At 45.8% G+C, this 12,992-nt stretch carries 13 protein-coding genes; 12 read left to right on the top strand and 1 reads right to left on the bottom strand.

The window, feature by feature from the left end; all coding sequences use genetic code 11:
• Positions 1-61: 61 nt before the first annotated feature.
• Positions 62-787, bottom strand: a complete 726-nt coding sequence (locus tag OKX56_RS07130; protein ID WP_019226659.1) for a hypothetical protein — start codon at positions 785-787, stop codon at positions 62-64.
• Between the two features lie 417 nt (positions 788-1,204).
• Here OKX56_RS07130 and gatC point away from each other — a divergent pair, with 417 nt between their 5' ends.
• From gatC to OKX56_RS07070, 12 genes are all read left to right on the top strand, one after another.
• Positions 1,205-1,489: an Asp-tRNA(Asn)/Glu-tRNA(Gln) amidotransferase subunit GatC gene (gene gatC, locus OKX56_RS07125; protein WP_019226660.1), complete on the top strand. Its 285-nt coding sequence runs from the start codon at positions 1,205-1,207 to the stop codon at positions 1,487-1,489.
• 150 nt (positions 1,490-1,639) lie between these two features.
• Positions 1,640-3,103, top strand: coding sequence for an Asp-tRNA(Asn)/Glu-tRNA(Gln) amidotransferase subunit GatA (gene gatA, locus OKX56_RS07120; RefSeq protein ID WP_019226661.1), 1,464 nt, complete (start codon positions 1,640-1,642; stop codon positions 3,101-3,103).
• Complete coding sequence (gene gatB / locus OKX56_RS07115) at positions 3,104-4,555, top strand: Asp-tRNA(Asn)/Glu-tRNA(Gln) amidotransferase subunit GatB (protein ID WP_019226662.1); 1,452 nt, start codon at positions 3,104-3,106, stop codon at positions 4,553-4,555.
• A 141-nt stretch (positions 4,556-4,696) separates the two neighbouring features.
• The gene (nifV, locus tag OKX56_RS07110) at positions 4,697-5,836 is read left to right on the top strand and encodes a homocitrate synthase (RefSeq protein WP_025206017.1); all 1,140 of its coding nucleotides are present in this window, start codon (positions 4,697-4,699) and stop codon (positions 5,834-5,836) included.
• A gap of 82 nt (positions 5,837-5,918) precedes the next feature.
• Positions 5,919-6,605, top strand: a complete 687-nt coding sequence (locus tag OKX56_RS07105) for a CPBP family intramembrane glutamic endopeptidase (protein ID WP_019226663.1) — start codon at positions 5,919-5,921, stop codon at positions 6,603-6,605.
• A 175-nt stretch (positions 6,606-6,780) separates the two neighbouring features.
• Positions 6,781-8,124 (top strand): 23S rRNA (uracil(1939)-C(5))-methyltransferase RlmD, encoded by a 1,344-nt coding sequence (gene rlmD, locus OKX56_RS07100; protein ID WP_287896048.1) that lies wholly within the window; start codon positions 6,781-6,783, stop codon positions 8,122-8,124.
• Positions 8,125-8,442: 318 nt separating this feature from the next.
• Entirely contained in the window at positions 8,443-8,973 is a 531-nt protein-coding gene (locus tag OKX56_RS07095) for a hypothetical protein (protein ID WP_242824987.1), read from the top strand.
• A 294-nt stretch (positions 8,974-9,267) separates the two neighbouring features.
• Complete coding sequence (locus OKX56_RS07090; protein WP_015043377.1) at positions 9,268-9,663, top strand: hypothetical protein; 396 nt, start codon at positions 9,268-9,270, stop codon at positions 9,661-9,663.
• A gap of 38 nt (positions 9,664-9,701) precedes the next feature.
• Positions 9,702-10,034, top strand: a complete 333-nt coding sequence (locus tag OKX56_RS07085; RefSeq protein WP_015043376.1) for a hypothetical protein — start codon at positions 9,702-9,704, stop codon at positions 10,032-10,034.
• A gap of 115 nt (positions 10,035-10,149) precedes the next feature.
• Positions 10,150-11,322: an antirestriction protein ArdA gene (locus OKX56_RS07080; protein ID WP_015043375.1), complete on the top strand. Its 1,173-nt coding sequence runs from the start codon at positions 10,150-10,152 to the stop codon at positions 11,320-11,322.
• Complete coding sequence (locus OKX56_RS07075; RefSeq protein ID WP_015043374.1) at positions 11,323-12,501, top strand: antirestriction protein ArdA; 1,179 nt, start codon at positions 11,323-11,325, stop codon at positions 12,499-12,501. It begins immediately after the preceding gene.
• Complete coding sequence (locus tag OKX56_RS07070) at positions 12,502-12,825, top strand: hypothetical protein (protein WP_015043373.1); 324 nt, start codon at positions 12,502-12,504, stop codon at positions 12,823-12,825.
• Positions 12,826-12,992 lie beyond the last annotated feature (167 nt).

Raw genomic sequence — 12,992 nt, 5'->3', positions numbered from 1 at the left:
ATAAACATAGAAAACAAAATAGCTGCTAACACATAGTCAGCAGCTGTCAAGCTGGCAATTATTACGGCTTCACTATTGGTTTAGGATCTAAAGCGAGGTACTCTTCCGTAATTGGGATGTAGTAAAAGCCATCTTTGATGTCACTATTGATTCTGGCTACAAGCTCCGACAGATTATCGCACTTGATATCTAAAAGGTTCAGGAGCTTATTGGACCAGCCGTGGGGCAGGGGATTAAGCATAATCAGATTTACGTGCTGGAACAGGGATTTGATTTCCGAGGATGTTTTGTTTAGAGATCCGATGGCAGCCCATATTTCAATGAGTGAGCCGTCTTCTTCCTTGCGGTTGGCTGTAATATAATCGAGTCGGCCAAGCTGCTCTGCAAACTCAGGAATATTCCAGTACTTGGACGGAAGATCGATGAAAATCCGGACTCGGTTTGTTATGTTTTTTTCGTGGATTGACCAGGTAGCAAGGCATTCCAGAAAAGTGATGATTCGGGGTGCGTAGTCGCAGGCACAGTAGTATATACCTGGCTTCGTAGGTTCAGTGACCCAAGAAATATCGGTTTCATAAGGATTGATCGTACGGACAGGATTATTGGGAGGATTGTACCAAATACGTTTTTCTGAATCTGTCAGGACGATGTTGATGGAATGATCCTCAACAAAGTCTTTTCCCTGGAGTATGGACCAAATGAGGCGGGTCTTTCCGGAACCCGCTTCTCCGAGAATAAGGTGGCTTCCCGGAAAAAACTTTTCAAAGGGTCTGACGTTCTGCTCCATTGGCATTACTTCCTTTCTGATTCAGTTGTATATTTAAAAATAGTGATTATTTTCTCCTTAAGTATCATTATCGATACTTTTACTTAAAGAAAGATGAGAGTGTTTCGGCGTTTTGGCCAATGTAATGAATTACATAGTTCTACGTCAAGTATCTGATCACCTTTTAATTTTTTTCAGGCGGCCAAAACTTTTTCTTTGTCTTTTTTCTGATCATCTTATTTAATCTACTCGCTATCTTCTCGTTATCAGTTTGTTGTTTTTTTTATGATTTTTACTCATTGTGGTTTATACCGATTAGTCATAAATTCTTATAGATAACTTGGATTTGCTGGCTTTTTTTGCTTTTCCTTGCCCCACAGGCTCATTTTTGTTATATTTATTTATATGTCCATTTGAGAAAGGCGGCGTTATTGAGTTATGAAACTATCCAGAGAAGAAGTGGAACACGTTGCTCTTCTGGCCAGGCTGCAGCTTTCAGAAGAGGAAGTGGAATTATATACGGAGCAGCTGAATTCGATCCTCGGATATGCTGAAATGCTCCAAAAGCTCAACACGGATCAGGTTTCTCCGACCGCGCATGCGGTGCAGCTTTTTAATGTTTTGCGGGAAGATGAAGTAAAACCTTCGATGAGCCAGGATAAAATCTTAATGAATGCACCTGACGAAGAGGACGGGTTCTTCCGGGTTCCCAGAATCGTCTAGTATAAAACAGAGACTGATCCAATTAAAAGCTTTGTTTTAACAGAATTTACATACGCGATCAATAACTGATCAACAAGCAGGTTGCCTTCTGACAAACGATAATTGAACGTCTCTCTGAGTGTCTCGGATTCGGAAAGGAGTACCAGGTTCATGCCAATATTCAAGTCATTAGAAGAATTACATCATATGCTCGTAAACAAAGAAATTAGCTGCGTGGAATTAACCAGATCGTATCTTGATTATATTGACAGTGCGGATTCCAGGGTTAAAGCGTTTCTGACGGTTACCGCAGATTCGGCGCTGATGAAGGCAGCAAAAGTCGATAAGAAGATTGCCGGCGGCGAAAGCCTCGGATCGCTCGAAGGGCTGCCAATGGCCATGAAAGATAATATGTGTACAGAAGGAATCCCAACGACCTGTGGTTCGCGGATTCTAGAGAATTTTAATCCGCCTTATGACGCCACGGTGACCGAACGGTTGAAAGCTTCTGGAGCCGTACTGCTCGGCAAACTAAATATGGATGAATTTGCGATGGGATCGTCTACCGAAAATTCCGGTTACCATCCGACAGCGAATCCGTGGGATCTGGAGAGCGTTCCGGGCGGTTCTTCCGGGGGGTCGGCGGCCTGCGTTGCAGCAAGGGAAGTACCGTTTGCGCTCGGTTCGGATACCGGTGGTTCCATTCGCCAGCCGGCAGCCTTCTGCGGAGTCGTTGGTCTAAAACCTACCTACGGCGCTGTGTCACGTTACGGACTTGTGGCCTTTGCTTCTTCGCTTGACCAGATCGGACCGCTTACGACGAACGTCAGGGATAATGCCCTAGTTCTTAATGCGATTGCCGGTCATGATCCGAAAGATTCGACTTCAGTACCGTTTGTTAAGCCAGATTATACCCGATTTTTAGAAAATGATGTAAAAGGCCTAAAAATTGGGATTCCCGATGAATATTTTGCTTCCGGTCTGAACTCGGATGTTGCTGAAGTTATACAAAAGGCGATCCGGACTTTTGAAAGCCTGGGGGCGGAGATCGAGCGCTGTTCACTACCGCATACGGAGTTTGCAATGCCGGCTTACTATATCATTGCTCCGGCTGAATGCAGTTCCAACCTGGCCCGCTACGACGGAGTGCGCTATGGTTACCGCGCGGAAGCCGACGATATGATTGAGATGTTTAAAAAGACCAGGGAAAAGGGCTTTGGTCAGGAAGTCAAGCGCCGGATCATGCTCGGAACGTATGCTTTGAGCTCGGGCTATTATGATGCTTATTACCTGAAGGCCCAGAAAGTGCGGACGTTAATCAAGCAGGATTTTGACCGTGCTTTTGCCAAATATGATGTGCTGCTGTCGCCGACAGCGCCGACCACCGCGTATAAGATCGGCGAAAAATCAGATCCTTTGGCGATGTATATGGGAGATGTCTATACGATCCCGGTTAATCTGGCTGGTCTGCCGGCCATCTCAGTGCCGGCGGGATTTGTCGATGGCATGCCGGTCGGGATGCAGCTGATCAGCAAGCACTTTGAAGAAGGCATGCTGTACAAAGCCGCTTATGCGTTTGAACAAAATACCGAGTATTATCATCAGGTGCCTGCGCTGCTCAAGGAGGTGCGCTAGATGTCTTTTAACGATAAATATGAAATGGTTTGCGGCGTAGAAACCCACGTCGAGATGGCAACGAAAACGAAGATCTTCTGCGGCTGTACAACGGAGTTTGGCGGAGAGCAGAACACACACGTTTGTCCTGTGTGTCTAGGGCTGCCGGGCGTCCTGCCGGTACTGAATAAAGAAGTCGTCAATCTCGCGATCAAGGCGGGTCTTGCTTTGAACTGCGAGATCGCCCAATTCTCCAAATTTGACCGTAAGAACTATTTCTATCCGGACCTAACGAAGAATTACCAGACGTCTCAGTATGACCTGCCGATCTGCAAAAATGGCTGGCTCGATGTTACGGTGAACGGAACGAATAAACGTATCGGCATCACGAGAGCGCATATGGAAGAAGATGCCGGGAAACTGGTGCACAGCGGGGAGACTATTATGACGTCCAGCAGTTCCGGGGTTGATTATAACCGGACGGGTGTACCGCTTCTGGAAATTGTCTCGGAACCGGATATGCGCTCTATAGATGAAGTTCTGGCTTACCTGGAACAACTGGTCCAGATCATGGATTATGCCGGAATTTCCGACTGCAAACTCGAACAGGGTTCCGTCCGTTTTGATATCAATGTCTCGCTTCGCCTCAAAGGAACCGAACAATTCGGCACGCGGACCGAAACCAAGAATTTGAACTCCTTCAGCTCAGTCCGCCGCTGTCTGGAATACGAAACCGAGCGTCAGGCTGAAGCACTCGACGACGGCCAAGAAATCATTCAGGAAACGAGGACCTGGGACGAAGGTAGAGGGATGACGCTGTCTCTCCGATCCAAGGAAGAGGCCCACGACTACCGCTATTTTCCGGAGCCGGATCTGATGCCGCTCGTGATCGACCGAGACTGGGTCGAGAGAATCAGAGCTTCCTTGCCGGAGCTGCCTGCCGCCAAAAAAGCAAGACTGCAGTCCCACGGCCTGTCGGAATACGACGCAGGGGTCATTACCGCATCCAGAGCGATGGCAGCATTCTTTGACCAGGCACTCGCCAGGATCAATGACGCGAAACTTCTTGCCAACTGGGTCATGGGAGATTTAAGCGGCCTGCTGAAAACCAACGGACGCTCCTTCGAAGATTCGCCCGTCTCTCCGGAACAGCTGGCAGGGATGCTGACGCTGATCAAGAAAGGTGATATCAGCGGCAAGATCGGCAAGAATGTGCTCGAAGAAATCTATAACACAGGTAAAGATCCGGAAACGATCATAAAAGAGAAAGGACTTGTCCAGATCAGCGATGAAAGTGAACTTGGAATAATTGTGGACGGCATTCTTGCTGCTAACGAAAAATCCGTCACTGATTACCAAGCCGGCAAAGAGAGCGCACTTGGATTTTTAGTCGGTCAGGTTATGAAAGCGACCAGAGGGCAGGCTAATCCCGGTCTGGTCAACAAACTGCTGAAAGAAAAACTGGCACAGTAAAACGCAATATTAAGCTCATAATAAAGCATACTGAAAGTACAATAAAAAGCACAAAAAAGCATAATAGATCAAGATATAGTGCCAGAATAATAAGACATACTTAATGAATACAAGAAATGAACATGTTTAGAGGTGGATAAAATGGGAAAAGTACCGGATACCGGATTGGTGATTGTGGATACAACCCTGCGCGACGGGGAACAGACCGCCGGGGTTGTCTTTTCCAATCAAGAGAAATTAAGGATTGCCCGGATGCTTGACGAGATCGGGGTTAACCAGATAGAAGCGGGAATACCGATTATGGGCGGCAAAGAACTTGATGCCATCAAAGGTATCTGCGGCCTCGGACTGAAAGCCAGCATCATAGGCTGGAACCGCGCTGTGATCAAGGATATTGAAGCATCACTGTCCTGCGGCTGTGATGCCGTGGCCATTTCCGTATCGACCTCGGACATTCACATCAAACATAAATTAAAGACCACGCCCGGGGCAGTTCTTGATATGATGATCAAAGCAACGGAGTTTGCGAAAAAGCATGTCGATTATATCTCCGTCAATGCTGAGGACGCTTCGAGATCAGATATGAACTATCTCGTGGAATTTGCGACGGAGGCCAAAAAGGCCGGTGCAAACCGCCTCCGCTACTGTGATACGATTGGCATCCTCGATCCTTTTCTGATCTTTGACAGAATCAAAACCTTAAGAGAACGCGCCAATATTGATATAGAAATGCATACGCATAATGATTTTGGGATGGCGACGGCCAACGCTTTAGCCGGAGTGAAGGCCGGAGCCAGATTTATCGGCGTAACCGTGAACGGTCTTGGAGAAAGAGCCGGCAATGCAGCGCTGGAAGAAGTCATCATGGCTCTGAAATACCTGGAAGAAACAGACCTTGGCTTTGTTACGGAGCGATTTGTGGAATTATCCGAATACGTCTCCAGGGCTTCAGGACGTGTTCTCCCGCCCTGGAAAGCCATTGTAGGCAGCAATATGTTTGCGCATGAATCCGGTATTCATGCCGACGGCGCATTGAAGAATCCGAAAACCTATGAGGTATTCCGTCCTGAAGAAGTCGGGCTGGAAAGGCAGATTGTGATCGGCAAGCATTCAGGTACAGCCTCGATTAAAGCGAAATTCAGGGAATATGGCAGAGAGCTTACCTCTGAGCAAGCCGATAAGGTCCTGAAGCATGTAAGATCCCTTGCAGTCGATATGAAACGCTCACTTTTCGATAAGGAACTGATTTATATTTACAAAGACCTTTATGGAGATGAATAAGAGGCAGAATTACTTTCAGATGGAAATATGCCGAGACTGAACACCCATGGTTAAAAATAACAATAACTGGAGATAGGTATAAATGAACGCTTTGGAAAACCCCAGATGGAACTTCTGGCAGGCTCTTTACCTGATTCTTATTGTCTATGTTCTGGAATTTGTTTTAGGCTGGCTAAAGCCTCTTGAGAACCTTGGCTATCTGAAAGGGTATATCAGTTATCTTGTCATCGGTTTTGGCGAGGGTCTACTCTTTTTTGTTGCCCTTTTTTTATTCTTCAAGATCTTGCACGGATCGTTCGCTGATTTGGGGCTGACCAATTTTAACTGGAAATGCCTTCTGGCCGGACTGGGCGGCGGTATTGTGCTGTTCTTTGCTGTCGGTCTTCTGGGAAATGTCCTCGTGGAATATTTCGGGCAGCCTGAACCTCAGAGTTTTGCGCTGGTCGTTGAGGGCGTTGATTCTATCTGGCAGCTGATGCCGCTGGTTCTGCTAGGCGGTTTTATCGTACCGCTTAAAGAGGAAATGATTTTCAGGGGACTGATCTATCCTCCGCTGCGCCAGGGGTACGGCAAAGCGAAGGGCATTCTTTTTGCAGGACTGTTTTTCGGACTGATGCATTTCGATCTAATAAGGTTCGTGCCACTGGTGATCGGGGGCCTGGTGCTGACTTTTCTATACGAAAGAAGCAAGAACCTCTGGACTTCAGTCATTGCGCACGGGGTCTGGAATATATTAATGGTCATCCTGATGTGGTGGCAGCGAGGATAGAGCGTATCCTACTTCAGAGCAAAGACCCGGTGCTACAGGACACGGATAGAACATATTTCTGCAAGCGGGATAAAGACAAGATAGCGGCAAGACAATCTGAATGAGGCTAAAATCAGTCAGAGTTTGAAATAAGAGCATGTTCAGACGAGACTGCGAACAGAGGGAAGAAGGACCCATGGTTAATAAAAATGATCGACATGAAGGTACTTATGATCATACCGTCGCCAGAGAAGAGCGCATCGGCGCGAAAAACCTGGATATAGAAATCGTCCGTTTGGCTTCCGATGGATCCGGTGTCGGCTATACCGACGGAATCACCACCTTCGTCCCGAGGATGCTTCCGGGAGAAAAAGGCAAAATACAGCTGACGGAACAGAAGAAATCTTACCGGAGAGCACAGATTGTTGAAATTGAACAAATGTCTGAAGAAAGAGTAGAGCCGCCCTGTACAGTTTATCCGGTCTGCGGCGGCTGTAATCTTCAGCATGTTGAGTATCAGACTACGCTCGCTTGGAAGCAAAGGTGGGTTGAAGATGCCCTGCGGAGAATCGGCGGATTCACCGATATTCGGGTCGAACCAGTTCTAGGCATGGACGATCCCTGGCGCTACCGTAACAAAGCAGTTTTGCACCGTGACCTGAAAGGCCGGTTTGGCTATTATCGTGAAAAGTCTAAGGATGTAACAGTTTTTGACGATTGTCTGCTGCTGAGGCAGGAAACCAATCACAGAATAAAAAAAATGCAGCAGGTGATCGGAGAATGCTGCGAGGGAATCAAGACGGCTACGTTCCGGGAAAGCAACCGCGGCAAGGGATTGCTGGTCTTTGACGGCAATACGGAAAACACGAAAGAACTGGATCAATTGATCAGTAAATTGAAAGAACAAGCTGAGTTTTCTCCTCAAAGCTGTTCGATTACGATTCCCCGGGGGAATAACGTGTTTGAGGGGAGCGGGGCCCAGTATCTAAATGAACATTTAAACGATCTGCGCTTCAAAGTCTCCCCACGTTCTTTCCTTCAGGTCAATCCGGCACAAACGGCGGTGCTGTATGGACTGGTACTGGATTGGGCCGGACTCACGGGAGAAGATGAGGTTTGGGACCTCTACTGCGGTATCGGTACGATGACCCTGATGCTGGCCCAGAGAGCCAAAAGGGTATTGGGCATCGAGGAAAATCCGTATGCGATCGCCGACGCACAAGAAAATGCCGAGGACAATAACATCATCAATGTCCGTTTTGTGGAAGGAAAAGTCGAGGAGAAACTGGCCGCACTTTCCGAAACCCCGGACCTCATAGTATGCGACCCGCCCCGGGCCGGAATGGAGCCGGAAGTTCTTGAAGGCCTGCTTGATATCGGGCCGGAAAGAATCATCTATGTGTCCTGCAATCCTGCCACCCTGGCCAGGGATTTAAAGGTGCTTTGCCGGAATACTTATCGAATCAAGCGTGTACAACCAGTGGATATGTTCCCGTGGACACAACACGTTGAAACGATAACTCGGATAAATCGTGCTTAAAGCCGCTTGTAGCAAGGGTTTCAGGCACTTTGATTAACGACCTAAAAAAAGAAAAAACCACTGATAAAAAATAGATTTTAAACTAAATTTTAATAAAATTGAGGCGGTTTCATTCAAAAAAGGATGAAGCCGCTTATTATTTCCACAGTATTTCCCAGACCTCAAAATGAGAAAAAATAAGGAGGTAAAAAAAACAATGAACCCTGAATGATTTCTTTAATGAGTCTATATAAAGCTCAGATCGCGAGGTTCTCACGGCTGGTACAGTATCAAATGACCACTTGCCAATATATCTTTAGAAATAAAGAAGAAAGGAATATGAAAATGGACAATAATGAATTACAAACCGTATATATTGAAAAGCTCAACAAGGATATTCTGCCAAAGCTTGATTTTAAAAAGCTTCATGAATCCTATAATAGTTCAGATAAGCAATACGCAAAAGAGGTGTTGAAAAGTCTACACGATGCCTTTATACAGGTATATCAAACGGATTATTTAACAGATAGAGAATTTGAATTTGTACTTGTGCCTGCCGTTATTAAAGCACAGAAGACAGGAGATGTCTCAATCGGTATCGTTACATTGGATATCGGATCCTCCAGTGAACATTGGGGCACAATTTTCTTTACAGACAAAGGGCTGATTGATGATCAGAATGAAAGCTTTACGAAAGCAGAAAGAGAATATATAGATACGAACTTTATACCATATGATTACTGGTATACCATAGACATTGAGCGGGATCACCATGTGGACTTTGAAAATGTCCCCGAGGAAATTTGCGAAATGCTGAATTACTGCAGACCTAGCGAAAATGATCTGCAGATGAACGGACCGGAAATTTAATGATACCATTCCACGATACTTAAATTTAATTAGAGTAAGTTTAGGGCTGTATTTTATGAAATGAGATACAGCCTTTTTAATTTTTCCGAAAAACTTTAGGAGGATTCAAATATGGACAGCAACAGATTTTTTGCCGAGGTCACCCGCAGAGCTGCACAGCAGGGAATAAAAGTTCCGGACTTCCTGCAAGGAAAAGGAAATCTCCACAACGACTGAACTGATTCAAGAAACCCTTGTGGCATCCATGCAGGATGGCATGCAGCCGGGTGAAATAAACATGGGAGGTATATAAAATTGAAAACCGTTTACGCCTTTATCCAGCATCAGAGGAACAGCCTGGCGGTAGATTTCCCCCTAAATATTCATGATATGCCTGACCATCTCGGGAGCATTGGAATCCGGCTTCCTGCCAGCAAGGTGACCGTGGACAACACAGAAAATGTGTCTGTTAGACTAACCGGGCTAAATGAAGTCGGTAAGGCCATTGTCGGCAAGGTAGCCGGTAGCGACAGTCTTGAGGATATCAACGCACTCTGCCAAGCAATAGAACGAACTTGCTTATATGGCTATGACGATATGGCAGAACGCCTAGCAGCCAGCGATGCGGGATGTGCAAGAGAGCTGATGGCTGTGGTTGAGCAATTCACTCAGGCACAACAATCACAAACGATGGGAGAATGTCAATGCTGAAAGCTTTGATCGCAGGCATTAGTTAGGGAGGGAAAGCAATGGATTACCCATATTTAATTGGCTATGTCTATTCGGAGGAAGGAAGAAGCGAACATTTTTTGAAAGCTACTCCGACAAACATTGCCTCTTTCATTGTAAAAAATTCGCCGCTAGATGTCATTCAAATTACTACCCCGCTGGATACTGCCTTCATATCCACCAGAGCAGGATTTATCGACTATTGCGCCGATCAGGAATTTCTAAGGAATGAGTTGCTTCCCGTGCTGATTCCAATGCAGATGGGCGACACAGAACCCCCAGAAGTAGAGTTGGTTCCTGAAAATGAAATGAATTCGATGGATGAGGAAGGATTGGATTCCCTCGAATTTTAAATTTGCAGGAAGCTCTTACTTAAAACAGTATAGTAGTAAAAAGCGGTTGCATTTTCAAAAGATGCAGCCGCTTTTTTTATTTCTCCAACTCTATTAAGGAAAGGATTGGTACAAGATGATTATTGCCGAACTCAAAAACGGTGTATATCGCGATAACTATAGCATCGACATCACCTTCCCCGTTGATGAGGAAAGCATGATGGAACAGCTCAGTGTGATAAACATCAGCGACAGCAACATAGCAGATTGTCATGTTGCGAAGATAAGCGGAGATATACCTGCTCTTTGCGTACTTGAAAACAACCGCATCAATGTGGATGAGATGAACTATCTCGCGAGACGGATAGACAGCTTTGACTACTATGAGCTTGCCAAGTTTCAAGGAGCTATTGCAAGAGAGGGTATCTGCACCATGAAAGACCTCATCAACCTAACCTTCAACCTTCACAATTATACGGTCGTCACTGATTTCTTGAACCTGAAAAACATCGGAAGTAATCATTACCTTGATAAGAACATCGGATGCCCTGCAAGTGAAATGGAACGGCTCGACTTTGAAACAATGGGCAGAAATCTTTTAAGCAGCGGTGATGGTAAGGTAACACCTTATGGTGTAGTATTTTGCAACAGCCTTCCCATGGAAGAAGTATACAATGGAAAAATGTTTCCCGATTATGATTACACCAGTGACTATGTATTGAAGCTGGAGATGATGAGAAAGGGTTCCCAATCAACAAGCCCGGAAAAGGTATGGCTGTATCTTCCCACATCAAAAGCCTGTATTTTGAAAGCGCTCCTCCATCTCGGCGCAGACACATATAACGACTTGGCCTTTCAATGTGTAGACAGCATGAGCTTGTCGGAGAGCTTTATGGATCATCTTTCCCTGATGGACAACATTGGTGAAATCAATGAATTGAGTAAAATCATCCATGAGCTTGATCCGGAGGAAATCAAGAAACTGGAGGCGGTCATTGATTATACGCAAGCCAAAACCACTGATGAAATGATAGAACTTGCAAAAAACCTTGACAGTTTCGTTTTTATTGAAGGTATCTCAAATGTTGAGCAATACGGAAGGCACATGATTATAGAGTCCGGCCATTTTGAATATGACAGCGAGCTGGAAAGCTACATCGACTTTGAAAAGTACGGTCAGGATCGCCTCAAACATGAGCAGGGGTGCTTCACCTCATACGGATATATCTGCCGTACTGATTCAATGGAAGAAGTCTGTGAACTGTATGAACAGCAGGAAGAAAACACCCAAAGGATGGGAGGGATGTAAATGCTGAAAGTCTTTTTAACAAGAGTAGAGAAAGAAAATGGTGTATGGCTCTCGTTGCCCACTACTCCTGCAGACATAGGGGTAGCTTATGTAACACTGGATAATATCAATGGCACTGAGAACCTTGATACACGCCTCACCGGGGTGGAATCTTCTATCCGGAATCTACGGCAATACTTAATAGGAAAAAGTACCGATGACCCCAATACCATAAAAGAGCTTGACTTCATCGCTCGGCGTATAGATGGCTTTACTGAAACGGAAGCAGTCCTTTTCTCCGGCGCTCTTGATATTGAATCCATCAACACACTGGCAGACATCATCAACTTGACCTACAGTTTGGAAGGATACGAGTTGTACCCCGATGTCACCACTGCCAAAGAGCTTGGGCAATATCTGGTGGAAAGCGGTGAGGTGCAAATCCATGAAAGCGCCCTGCCATATGTGGATTATGAAAGGGTCGCAACAGAATATGAGGCAAAAAACTCCGGCACCTATACCTCAGCAGGATATGTGGCAAAGACCGGCGGCAGCATGGAGCGCATCTATGATGGGATCACGCTGCCCGATGTGAATGCCGATAAGGATTATATTTTCAAGCTCAAGCTCATATCTCAGTACAGCTTTGATAGGTTGGAAGACCCCTACACCCTCAAACTGCCAACATCGGATATTGCATTGCGTCAGGCAAGAGATCAGCTGCGGGTAAAACATTTTGACGAGTGTGAAATTGCGGATTTTGACCGTCCAATCGCAAACCTATCAGACAGGCTTCATATGGATGGGGACATCTATTCTCTCAACAAGCTGGCGCAGAAAATTAAAGACATGCTGCCAAACGAGGGAATGATCACAAAGCTTCTCGCTGCCCTTGAAGCAGAAATGCCGGAGGATTTGTGCAATACACTGGATATCGCAGAAGACCTCGATAGGTATGAACTTATCCCTGCCTCTGTTATCAATGCAACGGACTACGCTCACCATGTGCTCTTTGAGTCCGGCAGATATGATATATTCGTTGACGATGAGATTAATAGCTTTGTCGACTACGAGAAATATGGCAATTACAAAATGATAGAAGATGGTGTAAAGCAGACTGCATTTGGAATGATCCGAAGAATTGATGAGCCGTTCCAAGAACAGGAGCAAGGCTTCACACAAAAGATGGGAGGTATGTAAATGAGTAAAATATTTTCACTGGTAGAACTTGAAGCAAACACAGGGATCACCTACAGCGGTTATATGAGCGGGATGTCCGACCGGGAGGACGTAGAAAACTCCGACCTCTACCAAGAGCTTTTGGAGGACTGCGGCGGTACCGAATCTATAAAGGTCACTGTGAATTCCTACACCTACGGTGAGGGGGGGAGCGAGCCTGCAGACGATGAGGACCTGGAATATATCCGCTCGCAAAAAGACTTCACCGACCGGGATGAAGTTGACTGGCTGCAAAGCGACAGCTTCACCATTTATCCCGAACAGGTTCAGGAAATGAACTATTAAGGAGGCTGGCGTCATGTATGAAATCAGAGTGATGTCGGTAAGGGATGGTCAAAACGATAACTATATCTACCTCGGGGATGGCCTTGAACTTCCGGCGTCCACCCCGCCGTCTACACAGCAGCAATTGATATAGTGCCTTTTGGTTTTTAAAAACTGAAAGGCACTTT

This window comes from Dehalobacter sp., from assembly GCF_030063005.1.
GTDB lineage: Bacteria > Bacillota > Desulfitobacteriia > Desulfitobacteriales > Syntrophobotulaceae > Dehalobacter > Dehalobacter restrictus.
This window is presented reverse-complemented; position numbering and strand designations above follow the sequence as displayed.